This window comes from Corynebacterium singulare (assembly GCF_000833575.1).
In the GTDB taxonomy this organism is placed as follows: domain Bacteria; phylum Actinomycetota; class Actinomycetes; order Mycobacteriales; family Mycobacteriaceae; genus Corynebacterium; species Corynebacterium singulare.
Genome location: NZ_CP010827.1, coordinates 114,728 through 137,062, shown reverse-complemented (window position 1 = coordinate 137,062; position 22,335 = coordinate 114,728). Strand labels below are relative to the sequence as shown.

Sequence of the window (22,335 nt, the reverse complement as noted above, 5' to 3'; positions counted from 1 at the left end):
GTACGTCGTAGCGCTCCAGATCTGCAGTACCGGAATGCTGAAGTGCGGAAAGCTGCTACATCAGCTTGGTCTTCTCCAGCGTTTCCACCCAGCCGTTGGTGAACTTCTCCAGCGGCTTGTGCAGCAGCACGCCCAGCGCCAGCATGGGCAGGACGAACAGGAGCAGGCAGAACAGCGACAGCCAGAAGTCACCGTGGTACGTGCCGGCGATGGCCGCGCGGAAGGCCCGGATGGTGTAGGTGACCGGCAGCCACGGGCTGATGTTCTGGAACCACTGCGGCAGCACCTGCAGCGGGTACGCGCCGCCTGCCGACGACACCTGGATCACCAACATGAGCACCGCCAAGGCCTTGCCGGCGTTCGCAAACGAGACCACAAACGTATAGGCAATGAGCATGAACACCACCGAGCTGAGCCAGCCGGCCAGCAGCATGAGGAACGGGTGGGCAGGCTCGATCCGCACGAAGAAGATCAGGCCCAGGATGAGCATGGTGGACTGCACCAGTCCCACCGCGGCGAAGATGCCGAAGCGGCCAAAGTAACGCTGGATCGGTCCGTACTTGTCCTTGTTGACCACATCGGTACGCACGCTCACCGCGGTAAGCAGCGCGCCCACCCACAGGGCCAGCGCGGTGTACATCGGCGTCATGCCCGCACCGAAGCTGGTGACGGGGAACACGGCCTCGCGGTCGATATCCACCGGGGCCGCGATGGCGCTGGCCAGGGCGTCCGGGTCGGAGCCGATGAGATCCGCCAGCTTTTTCAGGTCACCGGATTCCACTGCGGAATCGATGTCCTTCTTCAGGTCACCGAACTCGTTGGCCTTGTTCTGCAGGCTCGCCGCCAGGTTCTGCACGGCGGTCTGGGCATCGGTCAAGGAAGAGGAGTCAATGGTTACCGGCGCATTGATGGTGTCCAGGTCCTGGCCCACCCGGCCCAGGGAATCCTGCAGCGCAGAAATGGATTCCCGCAGGCCGGAGGTGGAGATGCCGTCGATGGACTCCTTTGCCGCGTCGATGCCGGAGAGATCCGGCTTCGTGGGCTCCGGGGCGTTGGCCGCGGCCTCGAGGCGGGAGTGCAGGGCGCGCTCGTTGGCGATGGCGTCCTCGATGCGGCTGAGCGCCTTCTCCTTGTCCGCCGCGGGGATCGGCAGGGCCTCCACGTGGCCGTGCAGGTTCTGGTACTGGGCGATCGTGCCGTCCACCTGGTCCGCCAACGTGTTGAGGGTGGCAACGCGGTCGGCGCGGGAGGCCGAGGCGTCGTCGAAAAGCGCGTCAATGCGTTGGCGCACCACGTCGTAGCTGGCCTTCGTCGCGTCTAGGGACTGCTGCAGCGCATCCGTGGACACGTTGAGGGACGTGGACTGGACCTCCGGGAGCTCCAGGTTGGCGGCGCCAACGATGTTCTCCGCGCTCTCCATGAGCGGGACCGTGGTCTCCACCAGGCCCGCCAGGGAGCGGGCGGTTCGCGCGCCCATGTCCAGCTGGGACTGCACGCCGTCCGCGCGGGCCTGGATGCGGTCCAGGACCGCCTTGGTATCGCCCTGGCTCATGAAATCAGACAGGCCGGCCACGAGGTCGAAGGACACATGGCCCACGGTGCGGGTAAAGGTTTCCGCCACCTGGGCGGACACGCCTTCTGCGCCCTGGTCGGTGATCTTCGGTGCCAGCGCGTTCTTCTTCTCGTTGGTGTACAGCGACAGCCCCGCCGGCTCCGAGCCGTCAGTGTAGAAGGTCATCATGTCATCGCTGAAGTTTTCCGGCAGCACGATGGCGGCGTAGTACTCGCCGGACTTGGTGCCCTCGACGGCCTCGTCGGGGGTGGTGACTACCCAGTCCAGCTGGTCGTTGGCGCGCAGCTGATTGAGCACCTGGTCGCCCACGTTGATGGGCATGGGCAGCAGGTCGCTTTCGTAGCCGGTGTCCTCGCTGGCCACCGCCACCTTGAGCTGGCTGGTGTTGTCGAAAGGATTCCAGCTGGCCAGCACGTTGAACCACGTGAACAGCATGGGGATGACCACCAGGCCAACGAGCATGACGATGCTCATCACGCTGCGGCGTGCCGTGCGGATGTCCTCGAGGAAAAGATCCAGTGTTCCGCGCATTACTTCTCTCCCTCCGTCTCGGCCGGTGCTACCGCGGCCAGGTCGTTGTCCTCGTTGCGGGCCGGGTGCTTGATGTCATCCTCATCCAGCGTGAGCAGCTCCGCGGACTGCTTCAGGCTGATGCGCAGGTACTCGAGCGTGACGGCCGCGCCCACAATGAGCAGGCACCACGCGGTCCAGATGCCCAGGAGCAGCGGCTTCTGGGAAGGCAGGAGGCCGGAAACCAAGATGAGGATGATAACCCCCACCACGCCGGCGACGGCGACGAGCTTGAGCCAGTAGCTCCAATCGTGGTCGCGGTGGTCCAGGTCCTGCTTGAGGCCGCTGCGGCTGTCCAGCGCCTGGATGACGTCGGCGATGCGGTAGCCGTTGCCCATGACCTGCACGTTCTCGTAGTCGAAGAGCTCGGTGTCCTTGAGCTCCTTGTTGAACAGCGCGTTGAAGTGGGACAGGGCCTTGCGCAGCAGGAGGCCGCACACGAAGAACAGAAGGAACATGAAGGCCAGCACGCCCATGTACTTGAAGTAGTGGGCGCCGTAGAAGCCGCCGATGGTCTCACGCATGGCGTCGATGCCGTAGGTGAACGGCAGCAGCGGGTAGATGGCGTGGAAGAAGCCCGGCAGCAGCTCGATCGGGTACAGGCCGGATGCGCCCGGGATCTGGATGATGGCCAGCACCACGCACAGGCCGCGGCCGAGGTGGCCCAGGGAGGTCGATAGGGCGTAGATGATACTGAGGTACGCCAGCCCGATGAGCACGCCGGTGACGATGAACGCGGCCGCGTTGACGGTCTGGACACCGATGAGGATGTCGCCCGCCGTCACCACGACGGCCTGAATGACCACCATGGCGGCCATGAGCAGGAAGCGACCCAGGTAGGCCTGGTCCACGGTGACGCGGCGGAAGCCCTCCTTGTCCACCTCAACCTTGAAGATGACCATGAGCACGAAGGCGCCAATCCACAGCGAGAGGTTGGTAAACAGCGCCGCCATAGCGGAGCCGTAGGAGTCCACCGGGTAGACCGTGACCGACTCGACCTCGATGGGCTCGGCGAAGAACTGGCCGATTTCATCCGCATCGAGCCCGGTGACGTTCTGCAGCACCTTGTTGTTCATCGTGGCCTTGAGCGAGCGGACATCACCCTGGATGCTCCTCAGGCTGTCCTGCAGCGCGACCAGGTTGGTGTCGAAGTCCCCCAGCGTGTCCTTGGTGGCGAGCAGCTGTTGGGACACGCCGTCGAGGAGGCCGTCGGCCTCCCGCATGGTTCCCTTCTGTGCTTCCAGGGTGGCGCTGAGCGCGCTCGCGGTGGAGCTCAGGTTGCTCATCGCGCGGTTGATCTCCGGCACGGAGGAGGTCACGGTATCGCGCAGGGTCTGGGACGTGGCCTTGGTATCGGCCGCGGCCTGGTTAATTGCGTCGGAGCTGGACTTCACGGAATCCGCGGCGGCCTGGGTGTCCTTGCTCAGCGCGCCCAGGTTACCCAAGAGGCGACGGTTGGATTCGTTGCCCTCCTCGAGGCGCTGGACGGCGTCGTCAAGCTCCTTCGTGGCCTGCGGGGAGAGCGTGGCGGAGTTGAGCAGCGCCTTGAGCTCGGCGATGGACTGCGCGCTGGCGTCCACGGCACCGTTGGCCTGTTGGGTGGCGTAGTCGAAGCGCTGTCCCGCCTGGTCCAGGCCGGCGGTGAGATCCGCGATGGATTCCTGCGCCTGCGCGGTGCCGTCGGCGACAGCGGTGGCGCCGTTGACGAACGCCGAGGTGGACTGGTCAGTGAAGTCACCGATGCCGCCCTGGGCCTGGTTGACCAGGGAGCTGACCTCGTTGAGCGCGGCTTGGGCGTCGGTCAGCGCGGCCTCCACGTCCGCGACGGTACCCTTGGCCCCGCCCATGGACTGCGAGGCGGTGTCGAGCTTGGCCTGGATGTCCCCCAGCTTGCGGCGGCTATCGTCGATTTTCTGCGCGGTTTCACCGAAGGAGGTGCTGGTGTTGTTCATGGCGCGGGTGATCTTGGTTTCGAACTCCGTGCCGGAGTCCTTCACCTTCTCCGCGGCAACCGTGGCCACCTGCTCCTTGAACGCGGCGGTGATCTGCTTATCCAGACCCTTGGCGCCGGTGTCCGTGATCTTCACGGCGATGGCGTTGTTCTTCTCGTTGACGCGGTAGACCAGCTGCGGTTTGGTGAACGTGCCGTCGAGCATGCTCACGAGGTTCTCGCTGAAGTCCTCCGGGATAGTGACCGCGGCGTAGACGTCCCCCTCATGCAGGGCTTTGTCTGCCTCGTCGGCACCTAAGAACTGCCAGCCCAGCTGGTGGTTATCCTGCAGCTTGTCGACGACTTGTTTACCCACGTCGACGTGACCGGTGAGGTCGTTATTGGCGCCCTTGTCCTCGTTGACGACGGCAACCTTGATGTTCTCGGTATTCCCGTACGGATCACGGAAGGCCGCGATGTTGACCCAGGAGTACATCGCGGGGGTAATGACGAGTCCGATGAGGATGATCCACGCCCTGGGGACGCGGCCAAGCCTGGCTACATCTCTTAAAAATATTTTCCAACTTTGGCGCACTGAAGGGAGTGTACCCTTTACACCCCAATGTCTCTAGCCTGCCGAAATACATAAAGTAATTTAAATGATTAACAATTAAACTTTAATATAGTTTGCCGAATCAAACCCCTGGCTTGACTTGATACGGTTGGAACCTAGACTTCAAGTAGTTGAACTTTTGATACGAAGGTGCTCATGCGCAAGACCTTAATCAGCCTCACCGGCCCCGCCTTCGTTGCCGCGGTGGCCTACGTCGACCCCGGCAACGTGGCCGCCAACATCAGCGCCGGCTCCCGCTACGGCTACCTCCTGGTGTGGGTACTCGTCGTGGCCAACCTCATGGCCATGTTCATCCAGTACCACTCCGCCAAGCTGGGGCTGGTCACCCACCGCTCCCTGCCGGAAATCATGGGCGAGCGCCTCCCCCGCCGCGCGCGCCTGGGCATGTGGGCCCAGGCCGAGATCATCGCCGCAGCCACCGACCTCGCCGAAGTCATCGGCGGCGCCATCGCTCTGCAACTCCTCTTCGATCTCCCGCTGCTCGTAGGCGCGCTCATCATCGGCGCGGTGTCCATCGTTCTCCTCATCTTCCAGAAGAAGAACCAGTGGTTCGAGGGGCTCGTCATCGGCCTGCTCCTGGTTATCTGCATCGGCTTCCTTGCCGGGCTTGCCATCGCCCCGCCCGACCCTGCCGACGTGGCCGCGGGCCTCATCCCCCGCCTAGAGGGCAAGGACAGCATCCTGCTGGCCGCCTCCATGCTGGGTGCCACCGTCATGCCGCACGCCATCTACCTGCACTCCTCCCTGACCAAGCAGCGCTTCCCCGACCTGGAAATCCCCCACGTGCTGGCCGGCACCCGCGCAGACATCGCCGTGGCGCTGTCCATCGCCGGGCTCGTCAACATAGGCCTGCTGGTCCTGGCGGGCTCGGCCCTCTACGGCGTAGACGGCACGGAGACCATCTCCGGGGCGCACGCGGCGATTGCCAGCCACCTCGGCCCGCTGGCCGGCGTTCTCTTCGCCGTCGGCCTGCTGGCCAGCGGCCTCGCCTCGACGTCGGTGGGCGCCTACGCCGGCTCCGAAATCATGGACGGTCTGCTCCACATCAAGGTCCCGCTCCTAGTGCGCCGCCTGGTCACACTCATCCCGGCGCTGGTCATCATCGCCTGCGGGGTCGACCCCACCATGGCGCTGGTGGTCAGCCAGGCGCTTCTTTCCCTGGGCATCCCCTTCGCCATCATCCCGCTTTTCCGCTACGCCGGCTCCCGGGACGTCATGGGTCAGTTCGCCGCAAAACCTTGGTCTATGGCCGTGGGCTGGACGCTTGCCGCTCTGGTCATCGCGCTCAACCTCGCCCTCGTGGTCCTCCCACTGCTCTAGGCCGCCTACAATCGGCAGCCATGATTGAAGTCGCAGCCGTCGTCATCCGCAACGCCGCGGGCCAGGTCCTCACCGTGCGCAAGAAGTCCTCCACCAAGTACCAGCTGCCCGGCGGCAAGCCCGAGGAGGGCGAGGCGCTTGTCGACGCCGCCCTGCGCGAAGTTGCCGAAGAAGTAGGACTCACTCTCGACGCCGAGAGCCTCAACGAGCTCGGCACCTTCGACGCCCCCGCCGCCAACGAGCCGGGCGAGGTCGTCGTGGGCACCATCTTCACCTACGCCCGCGCCGTCACCACCGACGCACCCCACGCCGCCGCCGAAATCGGCGACACCGCCTGGGTCAACCCGGCGCACCCTGACCGCGAGCTTGCGCATCTGTTGCGGGACCGCGTCTTCCCCGCGCTGGCTGGGTAGGTACGTTTTCGTAGATAGCGCCTCGAAGCCACCGGTCTCATCGCCTGTCCTACGCATCCGTAGCAGCGCACCTCCGCGCCCATTTTCTCGGCTCATCAACATAAAACAGAGGCAGGTCCGCTGAAATACCTACCCCTGTTCAGGCATTTACTTCTTCCCGCTGGGAAGAAACACAAGGAAAATGACCAAAGCTGCTAGAGCAATCGTGACCGCATACGGCCATTGAACATAAACGGAAAGAGACATCAGAATAACGCCAACAGTGGCCAAGATTTTTTCCACATAATTGATTCTCCCTAATTGGCAGATTCTCTTTGGCTGCCTAATAGACAGTTCAGCAACGATCATACGGCAAAGTTCCAATCACGCTACCCTTAGAACCCTCACTGCTTAGCGCAAAGATAATTTATTGAAAACCAACCCGCCGAGAAAGTGCATTAGCTGGAGCGAGAACTGTTGCTGCCGCAATCAGCACCGCCCGGGGCGCACTTTTCTTAGGGCGATACATGCCCTGAGCCCTTTTGCAAGAAGACGGCTGAAAACTCGGAGACCCCTAGAGTTACATGTAGTCGACAAATTTGGTAGCAAAAATGGAAACCGTAGACGAACGTATACACCTCCCCATAATTCATTGCGCGAGCCCGCAGGAAGGCGTATCGTGTTGCGGTTTCCCCTGCAAACATTTAGCCTTCCTAAAACTTCGGTCTATCTGCTACTTCAGTAATTGTCGGCACCATCTTCACCTGCACCCACACCGTCACCGACAACGAACCCCGCGCCGCCGCCGAAATCGGCGACATCGCCTGGATTGACCCGGCACACCCTGACCGCGAGCTTGCCCACCTGCTGCGCGACCGCGTCTTCCCCGCGCTGACCTAGCTGCAATCACCAACACTCTGACGCTATTGACCCTGAAACTGCCAAGCGCTACTCTTTGAACATGTTCACTGAACACGTTCATTCTTCACGTTCGGCCGCCAAAGCTGGCACAGACAGCAAGGTCCTAGCCACCGCCTACGAACTCTTCCTCACCCAGGGCTACGCCACCACCAGCATCCGGACTATCGCATCCGAAGCTGGTGTCAGCGTGGGAACCGTCATGGGAGTCGGCGACAAACAAACGCTGCTCATCCGCACTATTGGCCAACATATTTCAGAACTCCACGACGACATCCGCGGACAATCCGATAGCCTCCTCGACGTCCTGAGACCTTTCCTCCAGATGTTTACTGGCCACGAAGAGCTTTCTCGCGCCTTTGGCGCGGCACTCATCCAACAAGGCAACCAAGGCGAAGCACTCACTGCGCTCAAGACGCTCCTGACAGATGAAATCACCTTGCGCCTCGGCTCCGGATTCAGCAACGAAGATGCGACCGAGTACTCCAACCTGCTGTACAACGTCTACCTTGGCTTACTCATCGGCTGGGCCGCAGGCCTCTACGACACCGAACACCTCACATCTCAAGCCGCTTCATCGATCGAACGTCTCAACACCGCATTCGGAGTAACCCAATGATCCTAGAATCTTCCCCAGCCTGGCCCTCCCTACTACTAGCAGCCATTCTGCTTGGCGACGCCGCTCTCTCCCTCAAACCAGTCCCCTTTATCGAAGCCTGCCTCAGCGGCGTCAAACTCCCCAAAGACTGGTGGTGGGCACTCATTGTCATCAAATGCCTCGCAGTCACAGGACTCATAGCCGGTCTCTGGTACCCCGGCGTAGGTATCGCAGCCATGGTTGGAGTCATCGCATATTTCTGCGCAGCCGCAGCAGCCCATGTCCGCGCCCACTTCCTCGGCAGCGCATTCTGGATCAACTGCTTAGGCATGCTCGCACTCTCCATCGGAGTACTGATCCTGACGCTCGCACTGAATTAAGACACCAGTCAACCTTTCACGGCTTCCTGAAGACAGATGCATCATTACATCTCTTGATTGATGACTTGATGCTTTCTATCCTAAAGGTATGCGCACCACGATAAACCTCCCCCCGAAACTCCTTGAAGAAACGAAGGTCCAAGCCAAAGCCAACAATGTCACTTTGAGCTCATACGTCGAAGAGGCGGTCCGCGCTGCCCTCAAGAAGAAAACCCGCATCAGTACCGAAGACACCCCCGTTAACCTGCCCTCCTTCGATTGCGGCGGACCGGCTCTAGTCGATTTCAGCGACAAAGAAGCTGTGTGGGCGGTGCTCGATGATCATTCCTGATGTCAACATTCTCGTTTATGCCTTCCACTCCGCTGCACCGCAACATAAACCCGCTCAACAATGGCTAAATAGTGCTCTGAATTGAAGCGTCCTGGGTTTAGTTCTTACCTCAGGTAAGGAAGGATTGAACTATGCCTAGAAAGTATTCCGTTGAGTTCAAGGAGAAGGCGGTCCATCAGATCATCGAAATGGTCCGCCTGGAGTCTTGCTCACTGCAACGCGCCTACACGGAGGTCGGTGAGCTGCTTGGAGTATCTCACCACACGTTGCGGGCTTGGTACCGTGACAGCGCTTCAGTACGTGATGACTCTGACGCTTCAGGCGGCGAAACAATGGAAGAAGAGCTCAAGCGTCTGCGCCGCGAAAACCGTGAGCTGAAGCGAGCAAACGGGATTCTTAAGACTGCTTCGGCTTTTTTCGCAGCGGAACTCGACCGACCCACGACCAAATGATCTCTTACATCGACGCGTATAAAGATCAGTTTGGGGTCGAGGCCATCTGCCGAGTCCTTAAACAAGCAGATCGTGGATTCATTACTGCCCGCGGCTACCGCAAAGCCACTACACGTGTACCCAGCGCAAGAGCCTTAAGCGATAGCCTGCTTATCCCAGAGATTCAACGCGTGCATGCGGAGAATTTCTCGGTTTACGGTATCCGCAAAATGTGGCACGCGATGAACCGTGAAGGCTTTCATATCGGTCGTGACAAGACTGCACGTCTGATGAAGCTAGCAGGTGTTTCCGGCCGCAGACGTGGGCGAACCCCTGTGACAACGATTAGCCCGAAGACACAGGATCATCGCCCGGACCTTGTACAACGAGACTTTCGTGCACAAGCACCAGGCAGGCTGTGGGTTGCCGACATTACCTACGTTCGCACCCTGTCAGGATTCGCCTACACCGCGTTTGTCGTGGATGTATTCAGCCGAAAAATTGTTGGTGTTGCTACACGCTCGACGATGCGTACCGGTGCGCTGCCCATGGAGGCTTTGGAACATGCGTTAACGACTGCAGGGCGAATTCATGGAAACCAGCTGATTCACCATAGTGATCGGGGCAGCCAGTACGTGTCACTGAAGTATTCCACCGCGCTAGCGGAATCCGGTATCCGGCCGAGTGTCGGAACGGTCGGTGATTCTTATGACAACGCTCTCGCCGAGACAGTCAACGGTCTCTACAAGGCTGAACTCATTCACGCCCAAGGCCCGTGGACATCGGTGGGGGAAGTCGAATTGGCCACCTTGCGGTGGGTGCATTGGTGGAACACCAAGCGACTTCACGAAGCATTGGACTACGCCACCCCACAGGAAGTAGAAACCGAGTATTATCTCACCCAGCCCATCAACACAGGGCCGTAAAAGAAGCGGAACTAAACCCAGGACGCTTCAAATCGGCATGAAACAATTGGACTCCTGGATGTTGTGGCAACGGGCTTTCTTCGAGTCATGACGAACCACAAGTTATTTCACAAACCACTTACCACCCAGCAAGCGCTGATTGCACTCAATACCATCCTAGAAGCCCCAAACGGCACCTTTTTAAGCTCCAGCCCAGGGACCTGGACGACCTTCACTGAATTGGTGCGCTTGCACAAACTTAAAGCCAGCGACATCCCCGATGCCTGGATAGCTGCGGCCGTAATAGAAGAAGAAGCAACCCTACTGAGCCAAGATCAGGGCTTTGCCCGCTTCCGAGAGCTGCGCTGGCACCCACTTTCATATTGACAACAACAAACGCAAAACCCGAGCCACCGGCGAACGGTGACTAGGGTTCTACAGGCTGAAGCAACGAAATCAAGCAATTAATACACCAACAAGCCCTCGACTTAAAGCTGACAATACCTCCCGAAACAGGGGCTATTAGCGTCATCAAGGGTAAGAAGACTCCTATAAACGAATGGATTTAACGTCGCCCTTCTTGATGAAAAACAGATCTGAGAGAATCAAGACCAAAGCAAAAAAGGCTACTGCTGTCAATCCTCCGAAGTGCTCGAAGAGCACGCCGGCAAGTGCGTTTCCGATAGGCATGGTTACCATCGCAGATGTTGACAGAATCGCAGTACAACGTCCTTGAAACTCTTGCGGTACTGATTTTACGAAAAAGCCACTGCACGGCGCATTGAAAACTGGCAAGACCAATCCAGCCAAAACCATTCCAAGAATAATGCACGTACTATTTACCATGGTTACTGCAAGCGCTACAGTGAACAAACACATGGAGTAAAGAATTAGCCTTCCGGCCTGCACTTTTTCAACTAGCTTTCCTGCAATCATTGCTCCCATTAGGCCTGCTAATCCAATTGCAGCCTGATATATTCCCAATGAGAATGAACTGAAAGAAGCATATTTTAAACTAAGTAGCGAAAGTGTTGTTATTCCAGCGAATGAAAAATTCATCAACGGACTATACCAACCGATGGAGAAGAGCTGCTTTTGACCACGTAGCCAATCCCATGCTGGGCGTAGCGGAGGTGTTTCGCTGGGGGTATTCGAAGAGTCTGTTTCGCTTGACCGGAAACGAATAAGCAAAAGGCAAGCTAGAACCCAGCAGAATGAAGCTGCATCAACCCAAAAAGGAGCTTGCGCCGAATGCGAGATAAGCAGACCGGCAATTGGTGGCCCAAGTAAGGTTCCGATCGAGTATCGACCTTGATTAACAGCCATGGCTTTTGCTAGCAAACTCGGGGGGATTAGTTCTTTAAGAAATGCGCGTTCTGCCGTACCAAAAGCCGAGGAGATACCCCCTAGCAAGAAAGCTGAAACTGCAAAAAGAGATATCGGATAATGTCCATTGGCCGCAAAGACGCATAACAGGGAACCAACGACGCCAAGTGTGGCGGAAATTTTAAGAATTACTAATCTTGAATATCTGTCCACTAGGCGACCGATTGGCAGCCCCAAAACAACCATACTTAAGACAAATAATCCTGACGAAAAACTTGCAGCGGATGGAGAGTTGGTAACATTAAGAACTACAAGAAATAGGGCGAAAGTAGTAATTTGATTACCGACTACATTTACTGTTTGCCCCGACATTAGCAATTTGTAGTCTCTATTTTTCCAAAGCGACAACACCAACTCCTTTATGGGCGCAAGTTTCGAAGTTAGGTACTTCAACTTTGTTTATCGTCATTGATTGCATAGAAAACCAATACTCTACGTTTGTTTTTATACAAGGAACTCCCGTGAGTAGACTAATTATTCCGTGCGCGAGAAAGGCTGCTGAAATTGAGGAAGAAACGGAATTACCCGCTTGCCTTAGAGGACGTGAGTACTCTCGGATGTGCAGATCACGGTCGGCACGCTCGATCGTCTGATAGTCTTTTATGCATCTAAAACAGGCACCACAGCTATCATGAATACCTAGGATAATCTCGGGACCTTGGTACCCGCAGTGCGCCCACGGCATTTCATGACGTAATGCAAAGTCATTCGCCGTGAATCTTATTCTCTCAGGGTAGTCCGCTGACAGTGCGAAAGTATCTACCGAATTCAGCGTACGCTCGAAGTCACTCGTTGTACATAAGCTTTTCTGCAAGCAGTCTATCTCTGTCTCAAGTCCAATTTCCGCTATTTGACTAGCTAACGCCTTACTCTTTGCATCTCCAATATCGGTAAATTTGAAATGCTGGCGAACAATATTTGTCGGCTCAACTGTATCTGGGTCAATAAGGACGAGCTTTCCAATGCCAGCTCGGGCAAGAAGAACGGCCACTTCTGACCCGACTCCCCCAAGCCCTACTATGGCAGCTGCGCTATTTGATAATTTCTCCTGCACATACCATGGATGCTCTCGCAACTGGTTATCCATCCCTTGATACAGGTTTTGCGCTCTAGACCATAGTTCGAACCTAGTATCAAGTTCGGAGGGATACTCCGACTCTTCAAGAAATCCAAAGTCTGCAAGTGCGGAAACGAGCTCCTCGACAAATTGATAGCTTAGCGACGGAAAGGACCCCTCAAGCTCGAAATAGATCTGCTCAAGGGTCCTAGTTCCATCTAACCGAGTTAAGATCGCCTTGATTCTCCCATCGGAATCCCTTACCTTCCTAGAGCTCCCGTAGGAAACTCCGCCAATGATCAAGGAGTCCTTACCAACAGCGAGTGGCCTATGAGCGTATTTCAGACGATACATACTCAACTCTTTCTGGGATTATCCGTCGGTACAGCAACCGCCGCATAACAATACGAAATCTTCAGCTTTCAAGTTTTCGAAAGTCAGGCCTTCCATTTTCACTCCCTTCAGGATAAATAACTGTTACAACCGCCTAGCCTACCAAAAACTTTTGGATACAGAACGGGTTTGTATACAAAACTGGAATCGGTCGTGCGATTTCGACCAGGAGGCTCATCGCTCCTCAGACATATGGGGCTTAGCCGTTCCCACTTTTGCAGCCCAGAGGGATACCCAATACGTTGGCCTCATATTGTTAGGACCACGTATTTAGTAACGCCGTGGTGAGCAAGCAGTAACGCCCGGGTGAGTATTGAGTAACACCCGGGCGTTGCTTATGAGCAACTACTCTGCGTTGCCTTCTAGGCGCATGTTGGGTCCTTCCAGTGTGATGATCTCAGCGCCAACGACAAGCCGATTCAGTATCGACTCGGCGATGACAGCATCCGGGATGGATTTGTACCACTCGTCGGGCGTGAACTGTGAGGTCACGATCGTTGATCCCCGGTGTTCACGTTCCGCAAGAATATTGAGTAGCTGGTGTGCTGTGGCTGCATCAATCGGGGTTGTTAGGAAGTCGTCAAGAACGAGTACGTCTGCCAGGTGTAGGTCTTGAAGAAATTCCATGCGTGCTGCGTCATTATGGCGTAGCACCATCAGCTGGTTGGCTAGTGTGTCTGTGCGGAAGAAGCGGGCGGAGTAGTCGTTTCTGCACGCGGCGGTTAGCAGTGCTTGGGCCAGGTAGGTTTTGCCGACGGATGATTTGCCGAGGATGACAATGCTTTGCGCTTTTTGACACCATTGGCAGTGAGCGAGTCTGGTGATTTGCTCTTTGTTGAGGTTGCGGCCGGGTGCGTAGGTGATGTCTTCGATACATGCATCAAGATTTGGCGATCGGGATGCTTTGAGTAGTTTGTTGACTCGTCTCTCACGCTTGGCCGCGACTTCTTTATCGAGTGCGTGGAGCACCTTGTCAGAAAAGCTCCACGAGTCGAAGACGGGATCTGCGGCAATATCAATCACGGTTCGGCCGAAGGCCGTCATTCGCAGATCGGTAAAGACCGGCAGGACCGATTCATCTAGAAAGCGTGCTGATGCCGATGCTGGTTGTGGCTGTGTCATGACTGCGAAGGTCCTTTCTTCCTAAGGTTTTCCATGCTGAACTGAGCAGACCCACCCAGATACGCGCCGCGGGTATCACGTGCGTGTACTGCTGGTGGTGTTTCAGGCGGTGTTGTTGGCAGAAGATCATGGCCTGTCGGGCGGGTGGATTGGTCTTTGCGTACCGCAGCCATCATGTTTTTCACCGCGGTATACGACACGGCCCTCCTTGCGCCATCAGGTGCGATCAGGCGGGCACAGGCTTGTTCCAAAATCGCCTTGTTGGCGTGCTTGCCCATATTTAGTACGTTTCGACACGACTGATATGCCTGGGCAGGGATTGCCTTTGCGCTGATGAGTTCTGCGATGACTTTCTGGGTCGCTGGCCCGATCTTGGCTGCTTCACGGTAGAAGTAGTCACTGGTCCACAGTCCTGTGGTATCAGCCATGGTGGCAGGAATATGATCCACGTCAGTGACATAGATCCCCCGGGCTTGGGCTAGCTGGTGGGTGGCAACACGCTGCCCAGCGTCAAAGACGGTTACTTCGTTGCCGGTGATGCGTACATCGACAGTGCGGCCGACGAGCTGGTAGGGCACCGAATAGTGAGCAGTATTGACGGTGATGTGGAAGTTGGGGGCGACTTTCGCGCGTTTCCATTCGGTATGCTGCCACGGTGATGCGGGAAGTTGGCCAAGCACATCACGTTCAAACTCATTAAAGAGCATTCTTCTGCTGGTGCAGGTGCCACGAAAGGGTACCGCGTCATTGATACCGTCAACTAGGCTGCGGATGCGTGCATTGAGTTCATCGAGCCCAACGCATTGATGCCCGTGGAGGGTATGGATGACTTTTTGGGTGATGATCTTGACTGCCGCTTCCACGTTCGCCTTGTCCTTCGGACGCCGAGCGCGAGCAGGCAGCGCGGCAGTGTTGTAATGCTCGAGGAATTCCTCGTAGGTGGAATTAACCTGCCGGTTGCGGTCAGCAGCACCGATTGCGTGTGACGCTGTCGAAGCATTATCAGGCACAATGACTTCAGCGACGCCACCGAAGTATTCAAACGCTTGGATATGCGCCCACAGCCATGCTGCTTGCCGCTGGTTCGGGCAAGCACAGGCAAACAACATTCCGGAATACGGCAGTGACGCCACGAAAATACTGACTTTTGCACCCCGGGCATCAATCGGGTCAAACAGCCGCATTGTGGTACCGGCCCAGTCGACTTGCATAGTGTGTGCCGGGATATGCGTAATGCGTGCGGTAAGTCCTGTGGCATCAACGTGTTCGGCGACAAGCTGGCGGAACCGCTCGTAGCTGTAGTAACGCTGAGACGGACGGGCAGGTTGGGTGGTGTAGCGGCCCCACAAGACTTGGAGAGTGACTTTGTTTCGGCCGGTACGTGCTTTGGCCACCGCGTCGAAGTCGATGGGCACGAAGTCTCCTTGGGCAAGACTTCGACCATCAACAAACCATGTGGCCATTTCTTCGTCGGTGATGCCGGCGAGTTGTTCATGGGTTGTGATCTGGTGTGCCGCCATTGTCTGGCGGGCCTTTTGGACTGTGGTATGTGAGCAACGCACAGTCGAGCAGATTTGACGGACGGACCAGCCTTGTAAGACAAGGTCCATCACGGCCCGGTAATCAGTCACGATCGGACTCCTCTGATTATGCCGCGAGCCCTTTTGTCACGCGGTCAGAAGAATCTTCCCCCAAAGTGTTACTCGATACTCACCATCCCGTTACTAGATAGTCACCACGGTGTTACTAGATACCCCCGCGCAACACTCATATCTAGGGCGATCAGGACCACTGCTTCATTAAATGGGCCTGCACTCCGAGGCAATGGAACCACATATGCTCGCTAGGTAGCGACACGAACTTGGAGCCAGCATCATGGTAGAGAGTGGCAACCTGGGTAACCTTCGACACTTGATACCGTTGGTTACCTGCTTAAACAGCACGGTCCAATTAGCAGAGTCCTGTGTACCATCCGCACTTCGACCTACCGAGAGCAAGGCCTTTAGGCTATCCAGCTCCCTTAAGCGGCGGGGTATTTCAGGAAAACTGGATGAAGCGCATCTGACCGCATTAGGGGGGTTCAACGCAAAACCGGCACCCCAGAACAAAACATGCTGAAATGCCGGTTTGTCAACGATGCCGCGACTCACTTGTCTAGCAGGTCGCAACTCATGACATTTGCGGAGACGAGAGGATTTGAACCTCCGGACCTACGCAAGTAAGTCAACTCCTTAGCAGGGAGCCCCATTCGGCCGCTCTGGCACGTCTCCAGCGATTCGCAATGAATCGTCCATCACTCTACCTGAGCGCTTCCCCTAGGAACAAAATGGGGCTTCACTTTTCTTTCCCTATAAGGGCCGCGTGCAGCTTAAGGGCCACATACAGTGCAGCGCAGCGCCAGCCGTCATCCAGTACACTGGGCCCGAGAATGTCGCGCACGCGGTCTAGGCGGTAGTGCAGCGTAGCGCGGTGAATATAGAGAGCATCGGCGGTTTCAGACACGTTGCGAGAGTGCTCAAAATAGGTAAGGAGAGTCTCCCAGTAGGAGTTGCGGGGCTCGTCGAGAAGCACAGCGGCATCCGGGCTTATCTCCTCTACCGTCTCTGGAGTCAGCTCCCACCCGCGCAGCAGCCGCCAAGCACCAGCTTCATCCCAGCTCATAGCCTCGTGGCCACACAACCTGGCCACATCCGCCATGAGTCGCGCCTGCCGAGCAGTGGGCGCCGACCCACGCGCCACGACGGCCGCGCCAACCACGAGGGCAGCGTTGTGCAGTTCCTCCATCAGCGCTTCCGTGTCCAGCACACTGCGGCGGCATTCGATGAGAACGAGGGAATCGTGGGAGTCCGCTACCAAGAAAGGCCGGCGAACCAAGGGACGCGAAAGCTCCACAGCAAGCGCGCGCTGATCACCTTCTATCAGCACGCGGTGTATGGTCAACTCGCCATCGGAGGGCAAGAGGTCACGTTCCCGGGCTGCCGCCAGCGCGGCAGGATCGCCCGCGAGGACTTCGCGGGCCATGTCACCTAACTGTTGCGCATGGGCGGCCAGTGGAGCATCGTGTTCGTCGATAAGCCGAGCCAAGCGGGTAAGAAGAGAGCCGAGCTTGACCACGGGGGCATCACCCAGCGCGGGCTCATCAATAGCCCACAGATACCCCACCAGTCTCCCCTGGTGACGCAGCGGAATAACCAAACGAGGCAACATGTCGTAGCGCGGGTTGGCGGGCAGGCGCACCGGCAGGACCGCTTCCTGAATGCCGAAGCTCAGCATCCACGGAATCGGCTCCGGCGGTGGCGTGCGGTTAAGGATGGACCGGGCACGATTGTTGTCGATGGCGCCGATCTGAGCGCTGGCAGCAATCACGGCGATGGTGGGGGTAGTCACCTCAACGGAGCGCTGCAGGATCTGGGCGCAATCGTCGACGATGTCCTGAATGTTCGTCAGCTGCGGGGGAGACACTTTTGACATATGTCAAAGATACTTACGAAAATTGTCTAGTGACAAACAAAACTGTGGTGGGCGATAATCTCCTACAGTTCAATGACACTCGTCACACATATACGTTCATGAAGGGCGTCTACATGACCACAACCAATAATTCCGTCAGAGCACAGGACGTGAACACCGGTACCAGCGCTGGTGCAGACGACGGCCTGCAGCGCGGCATGAAATCACGCCACCTGCAGATGATCGCCTTCGGCTCCTGCATCGGCACGGGCCTCTTCCTTGGTTCCGGTGCCTCCATCCAGGAGGCCGGGCCAGGCGTTATCGCCGCCTACGCCATCGGTGGTTTCATCATCTTCCTCATCATGCGCATGCTGGGTGAGATGGCCGTGGAGAATCCCGTCGCGGGTTCCTTCAGCGCGTATGCCCGCGAGTACATCGGCCCCATCGCCGGCTTTGTCACCGGCTGGAACTGGTGGTTTACCACCATCGTCGTGGGCATGGTGGAGCTCACCGCGGCCGGCACCATTATGGACTTCTGGTTCCCCGGCATCCCGCACTGGCTCACTGCGCTCATTGCGCTTGTCATCGTCACCGCTATTAACTTGGTGCACGTTGGGGCTTTCGCCGAAGCGGAGTTTTGGCTTTCCCTCATCAAGGTGGCCGCACTGATCCTCATGATCATCGTCGGCGTCGCCATCGTCTTGGGCCTGACCCCAGAACCCGCACTGGGCCTAAGCAACATCACTGAGCACGGCGGCATGTTCCCCAACGGCGCTAGCGGCGTCATCTTCTCCCTCGTCGCGGTGATCTTCTCCTTCGGCGGCATCATCTCCATCGGCACCGCTGCCGGTGAAGCACAGGATCCTTCCGAGTCCCTGCCCAAGGCCATCAACAACGTGATCTGGCGCATCCTTATCTTCTACATCGGCGGCATCGGCATCATCGTGCTGCTGGCTCCCTGGAATGAGTTGGATACTTCCACTTCGCCTTTCGTGCGCGCGCTGAGCACCCTTGGCATTGGCGCCGCCGCCACGGGCCTGAACCTCATCGTGCTGGTGGCTGCCGTATCAGTGTTCAACACCATGACCTTCTCCGGTGCGCGCATGTTGCGGGATCTCTCCCGCGGCGGCCAGGCCCCGCCTTTATTCGATTCAGTCAACGCCAAAGGCGTGCCGGTGCGCGCTCTGCTGTTTAACGCCCTGCTCATGGGTTCGGCGGTGCTGCTCAACTTCCTCTTCGAGGGCAAGATCCTCATCATCTTGCTGGCCATCATTGTGGGGGCGGAGCTCATTTCGTGGTCCGCCATTGCTATTGCGCATCTCAAGTTCCGTCGCCGCTACCCCAACGCTGCCTTCCGCGCACCGCTGTATCCCTTTGCGAACTACCTATGCTTAGGCTTCTTTGCCTTCGTCATCGTGCTGATGTTCTTCCTGCCCGATTACCGCACCGGCGCTATTGTCTTACCCTTGTGGATTATGGCCCTGGGACTGATCTGGGTAGGCAAGAAGCGCCACGACGCACGTAAAAAATAGAAAGGTTTCCTCCTATCATGCAGACCACCATTGGTGATTTCATTATTGACCGACTCAAGGCCATCGGCATCACGGAGATCATCGGCGTGCCCGGTGACTTCAACTTAAGCTTCCTTGAACAAATCGAGGCTGCTGACGGCATCCGCTTCGTCGGCGCCTGCAACGAGCTCAACGCGGCGTATGCGGCAGATGGCTATGCCCGCCAGAAGGGCGTGGGCTGCCTGCTCACCACCTACGGCGTGGGCGAGCTCTCCGCCCTCAACGGCATTGCGGGGGCGCGCGCCGAGCACGTCCCGCTGGTGTCACTGGCTGGCGCGCCGCCGCAGTACGCCACGGAGTTCCGGTGGAACCTGCACCACTCGCTTGCCGACGGCGACTTTGCCAACATGCTTGACTCCATCGCACCGTTTACGGAAGTTGCCACGCGCGTTTCCCCGATGAACGTGGTCGAGGAGTTCGACCGCGCCCTGCATGCGTGCCTGCGCGAGAAGCGCCCGGTGCACATCCAGATCCCCTCCGACATCACGCACCTCACCGTCGAGGTGCCTGATGAGCCTTTCTCCACCGCTCTCATGCCCTCCGATCCGGAGCGCTTGGAAGCCGCCGCGAATTACCTGCTCGAGCACCTCGCAAAGGCCAAGGATCCCATCATCCTCATCGACCAGGACACCAACCGCCACGGTTTCACGGAGAAATTCCGCGCCATCATCGACAAGGCCCAGCTGCCCTACTCCCAGCTCTCCTCCGGCAAGGCCATCCTGTCGGAGCGCCACCCGCTGTTCATTGGCACCTACAACGGCGCCGCATCTGCCCCGGGCGTGCAGGAGCGCATTGAGAACTCCGATTTCCTGGTCACCACGAACCCGCGTTTTATCGAGGTGAACTCCGGCTCTTTCACCCACAACCTGGCGAACGCCCGCGTCTACAACTTCGGTGACCAGCACCTCAACGCCGATGGTGAGTTCTTCGTGGGCATTCAAACGCTGGAGCTTCTCGACGTCCTCCTTAACCGCATCCCGGAAGCCGAGACGTCGCCAAGCACTGCTGGCTTCGAACCCGAGCCCTTCGAACCGAACCCGGATGCCCCGCTCACCCAAGAGCGCATCTGGCCACAGATGCTGAGTTTTATTCAAGAAGATGACGTGGTCATCGCCGAAGCCGGCACCTCCAACATCGGCCTGGGTCAACAGCGCATGCCCGAAGGCGTGCAGTACATCAACTCCACCATCTGGGGCTCCATCGGTTTCACCCTGCCGTGCGTGCTCGGCTCCCAGCTAGCGAACCCGGAGCGCCGACATGTCCTCTTCATCGGTGACGGCTCCTTCCAGCTCACTGCCCAGGAACTATCCACCATCGTGCGCCAGGACCTCAAGCCCATCATTGTGCTGGTCAACAACGATGGCTACACCATTGAGCGCTTCATCCTAGGCATGGAACGCGAATACAACGAGATTCAAATGTGGGACTACACCGCCCTGCCGAAGGCCTTCATGCAGGACACGACGATGCAGACCTACACCGCTGCCACGGAGGGCGAGCTCGCCCACGCCTTGGAGGATATCGCTGCCCACCCGGAGCGCGGCGCCTTCCTCGAGGTTCGACTCGATCCTCTCGATGCCCCTAAGGGCCTGCAAGCCTTTGGCCCCCAAACCGCTGACTTCGACTTCGGGCCACGTGGCCCGCGCAACGCCTAAGGTGGAAAACATGATTCGCCCAGATCTTTCGTCCCTGCCCATCTATGTTCCCGGCAAGAATTCCGAGACTGCCTTGAAACTCTCCTCCAACGAGGCAACTCAAGAGCCGCTGCCGGGCGCGCTCAAGGCCATGGAAGCCGCCGTGGCACACGTCAACCGCTACCCAGACATGGGCGCGGTGGAAATCCGCAAGGCCCTGGCGGAGAACCTCGGTGTCACCCCGGAGCAGGTCACCACTGGTGCTGGCTCCTCCGCCATTTGCCAAGAGCTAGTGGAAATCACCTCCGTGCCGGGCGATGAGGTCATCTTCCCTTGGCGCTCTTTCGAGGCCTACCCCATCTTCGCCCAGGTCGTGGGCGCCACCCCGGTGAAGGTGCCGCTCACCGCCGACCACCGCGTGGACCTAGACGCCATGGCTGCAGCAATCACGGAGAAGACCCGGCTGATCTTCGTGTGCAACCCGAACAACCCGACTGGCTCCATCATCACCAAGGAGGAGTTCGACGCCTTCCTGGCCAAGGTTCCGGACAACATCATCGTGGCGCTCGATGAGGCCTACATTGAATACAACCGCAATGATGCCATTCCGCTGGCCACGGACTACGTTCACACCCACGACAACGTCATTGGCCTGCGCACCTTCTCCAAGGCCTACGGCTTGGCCGGCATTCGCTTGGGTTATGCCTTTGGCAATGAGGAGATTATCTCCGCCCTGAGCAAGGTGGCCATCCCCTTCTCGGTGAACTCGGTAGCGCAGGCGGGTGCCCAGGCCTCGCTGGCCTCCCAGAAGGAGTTGCGCGAGCGCACCGATGAGACCGTGGAGCAGCGCGACCGCCTGGTGCAGCACTTCGCGGATTATGGCGTGCCGGAGTCCCAGGCCAACCACATCTGGTTTGCCACGGAGAACATCGCCGCGCTTGGGTCTCCGCAAGAGGTCGCCGAAAAGCTAGCACAGCACGATGTCCTCGTCCGCGCCTTCCCCGAGGGCGTGCGCGTCACCGTCACCACGGCGGAGGAAACCGAGACGCTGCTCAAGGCTTGGGACGCAGCCTTCGGTGCACAGAATTAGTTTCCGCGTTAGAGTGCAGTTGTGAAGACATTGATCAATTTTGCACTCAACGTCATTGCCGTCGCGGTGGCCTTCTGGGCCGTGGTGGCGATTGTCCCCGGAATCGATATCGTTCCCGCGACCACCCAGAATTTTCTGCTCATCGCGGCGGTCTTCATCATCGTCAACGAGGTGGTCACACCAGTCCTCCGCTTCCTCGGCGCCCCGCTGACCTGCCTGACGCTGGGCCTCTTCGCGCTCGTCATCAACGGTGCGGTCCTGCTGCTTGTCAGCGCGCTGATGGATTCACTCGTCATCGACGGCTGGGGCGCCGCCATCATCGGCGCGATTGTCCTCGCGATCGTATCCGGCGTGGTGAACTTCTTCACCAGTCCCTTGCGGAGCCGAAACTAACCCCCTGCGAAGGGCGGGAGGACGTCGACGCGGGAGGCGTCGGAAAGCACTGCGTCCTCCGTAGCTCTCGCGCCATCAACGAGGAATGTGCAGCGTTCCAGCACTTGCGCAAAGCTCATGCCGGCCTCCGTGCTGCCGGTGTGGCGCTGGCGCAACACGTCGAGCAGCTCCCCCAAGGTGGACGCCTCCGCTGTGTCCTGCGCGCGCCCCGCGGCGGCGCGGGCTGCGGCAAAATAGTGAACATCAACCATGGCTGC

20 protein-coding genes and 1 tRNA gene are annotated in these 22,335 nt (G+C 58.2%); 11 read left to right on the top strand and 10 right to left on the bottom strand.

The window, feature by feature from the left end:
* Positions 1-55: 55 nt before the first annotated feature.
* Both CSING_RS00715 and CSING_RS00710 read right to left on the bottom strand, forming a co-directional pair.
* Complete coding sequence (locus tag CSING_RS00715) at positions 56-2,104, bottom strand: YhgE/Pip domain-containing protein (protein WP_042528834.1); 2,049 nt, start codon at positions 2,102-2,104, stop codon at positions 56-58.
* Positions 2,104-4,668: a YhgE/Pip domain-containing protein gene (locus tag CSING_RS00710; protein WP_042528832.1), complete on the bottom strand. Its 2,565-nt coding sequence runs from the start codon at positions 4,666-4,668 to the stop codon at positions 2,104-2,106. Before CSING_RS00710 ends, CSING_RS00715 begins: the two co-directional genes overlap by 1 nt.
* 174 nt (positions 4,669-4,842) lie before the next feature.
* Here CSING_RS00710 and CSING_RS00705 point away from each other — a divergent pair, with 174 nt between their 5' ends.
* Positions 4,843-6,027, top strand: a complete 1,185-nt coding sequence (locus CSING_RS00705) for an Nramp family divalent metal transporter (protein ID WP_042528830.1) — start codon at positions 4,843-4,845, stop codon at positions 6,025-6,027.
* Positions 6,028-6,047: 20 nt separating this feature from the next.
* On the top strand, positions 6,048-6,440 hold the full coding sequence (locus tag CSING_RS00700) for an NUDIX hydrolase (RefSeq protein WP_042528828.1): 393 nt from the start codon (positions 6,048-6,050) through the stop codon (positions 6,438-6,440).
* 717 nt (positions 6,441-7,157) lie between these two features.
* Here CSING_RS00700 and CSING_RS13950 read toward each other — a convergent pair.
* Positions 7,158-7,325 carry a hypothetical protein gene (locus tag CSING_RS13950; RefSeq protein WP_210385456.1) on the bottom strand — a complete coding sequence of 56 codons (168 nt, stop codon included), beginning with the start codon at positions 7,323-7,325 and terminating at the stop codon, positions 7,158-7,160.
* Between the two features lie 55 nt (positions 7,326-7,380).
* Here CSING_RS13950 and CSING_RS00690 point away from each other — a divergent pair, with 55 nt between their 5' ends.
* From CSING_RS00690 to CSING_RS00665, 5 genes are all read left to right on the top strand, one after another.
* Positions 7,381-7,956: a TetR/AcrR family transcriptional regulator gene (locus tag CSING_RS00690; RefSeq protein ID WP_042528824.1), complete on the top strand. Its 576-nt coding sequence runs from the start codon at positions 7,381-7,383 to the stop codon at positions 7,954-7,956.
* Positions 7,953-8,315, top strand: coding sequence for a DoxX family protein (locus tag CSING_RS00685; RefSeq protein WP_042528822.1), 363 nt, complete (start codon positions 7,953-7,955; stop codon positions 8,313-8,315). The genes CSING_RS00690 and CSING_RS00685 overlap by 4 nt, the downstream gene beginning before the upstream one ends.
* Before the next feature lie 88 nt (positions 8,316-8,403).
* Entirely contained in the window at positions 8,404-8,646 is a 243-nt protein-coding gene (locus CSING_RS00680; protein ID WP_042528820.1) for a hypothetical protein, read from the top strand.
* 131 nt (positions 8,647-8,777) lie between these two features.
* Positions 8,778-10,003 (top strand): IS3 family transposase gene (locus CSING_RS00670; protein ID WP_144403090.1). Its coding sequence is split into 2 segments (ribosomal slippage): positions 8,778-9,057 and positions 9,057-10,003, totalling 1,227 coding nucleotides; the frame shifts between segments, so codons are not numbered across the junction.
* An 87-nt stretch (positions 10,004-10,090) separates the two neighbouring features.
* A complete protein-coding gene (locus CSING_RS00665) occupies positions 10,091-10,369 on the top strand; it encodes a PIN domain-containing protein (protein ID WP_052471351.1) in 279 nt (92 codons plus the stop codon).
* Between the two features lie 162 nt (positions 10,370-10,531).
* Here the strand turns inward: CSING_RS00665 and CSING_RS13075 are convergent, their stop codons facing one another.
* The 6 genes from CSING_RS13075 to CSING_RS00640 form a co-directional block, all read right to left on the bottom strand.
* A complete protein-coding gene (locus tag CSING_RS13075; protein WP_144403089.1) occupies positions 10,532-11,680 on the bottom strand; it encodes an MFS transporter in 1,149 nt (382 codons plus the stop codon).
* A 16-nt stretch (positions 11,681-11,696) separates the two neighbouring features.
* Positions 11,697-12,728 carry a HesA/MoeB/ThiF family protein gene (locus CSING_RS00660; protein WP_236683995.1) on the bottom strand — a complete coding sequence of 344 codons (1,032 nt, stop codon included), beginning with the start codon at positions 12,726-12,728 and terminating at the stop codon, positions 11,697-11,699.
* A 435-nt stretch (positions 12,729-13,163) separates the two neighbouring features.
* Positions 13,164-13,940 carry an ATP-binding protein gene (locus CSING_RS00655; RefSeq protein ID WP_042528814.1) on the bottom strand — a complete coding sequence of 259 codons (777 nt, stop codon included), beginning with the start codon at positions 13,938-13,940 and terminating at the stop codon, positions 13,164-13,166.
* The gene (gene istA / locus CSING_RS00650) at positions 13,937-15,571 is read right to left on the bottom strand and encodes an IS21 family transposase (RefSeq protein ID WP_052471350.1); all 1,635 of its coding nucleotides are present in this window, start codon (positions 15,569-15,571) and stop codon (positions 13,937-13,939) included. Before istA ends, CSING_RS00655 begins: the two co-directional genes overlap by 4 nt.
* 550 nt (positions 15,572-16,121) lie before the next feature.
* Positions 16,122-16,210, bottom strand: a tRNA-Ser gene (locus tag CSING_RS00645).
* Positions 16,211-16,274: 64 nt separating this feature from the next.
* Positions 16,275-17,411, bottom strand: a complete 1,137-nt coding sequence (locus CSING_RS00640; protein ID WP_042528810.1) for a PucR family transcriptional regulator — start codon at positions 17,409-17,411, stop codon at positions 16,275-16,277.
* 29 nt (positions 17,412-17,440) lie between these two features.
* Between CSING_RS00640 and CSING_RS00635 the strand changes: the two genes are divergently transcribed.
* Genes CSING_RS00635 through CSING_RS00620 form a run of 4 tightly spaced genes read left to right on the top strand, consistent with a single transcriptional unit; the run spans position 17,441 to position 22,078 of the window.
* The gene (locus tag CSING_RS00635) at positions 17,441-18,922 is read left to right on the top strand and encodes an amino acid permease (RefSeq protein WP_236683994.1); all 1,482 of its coding nucleotides are present in this window, start codon (positions 17,441-17,443) and stop codon (positions 18,920-18,922) included.
* A 17-nt stretch (positions 18,923-18,939) separates the two neighbouring features.
* A complete protein-coding gene (locus CSING_RS00630; protein ID WP_042528808.1) occupies positions 18,940-20,616 on the top strand; it encodes an alpha-keto acid decarboxylase family protein in 1,677 nt (558 codons plus the stop codon).
* 10 nt (positions 20,617-20,626) lie between these two features.
* Complete coding sequence (gene hisC / locus CSING_RS00625; RefSeq protein WP_042528807.1) at positions 20,627-21,685, top strand: histidinol-phosphate transaminase; 1,059 nt, start codon at positions 20,627-20,629, stop codon at positions 21,683-21,685.
* A gap of 21 nt (positions 21,686-21,706) precedes the next feature.
* On the top strand, positions 21,707-22,078 hold the full coding sequence (locus tag CSING_RS00620) for a phage holin family protein (protein ID WP_042528805.1): 372 nt from the start codon (positions 21,707-21,709) through the stop codon (positions 22,076-22,078).
* On the opposite strand, the gene CSING_RS00615 is transcribed toward CSING_RS00620, so the two are convergent.
* Entirely contained in the window at positions 22,075-22,329 is a 255-nt protein-coding gene (locus CSING_RS00615) for a MoaD/ThiS family protein (RefSeq protein ID WP_042528803.1), read from the bottom strand. The two genes, CSING_RS00620 and CSING_RS00615, sit on opposite strands and share 4 nt — an antisense overlap.
* Positions 22,330-22,335: the final 6 nt, after the last annotated feature.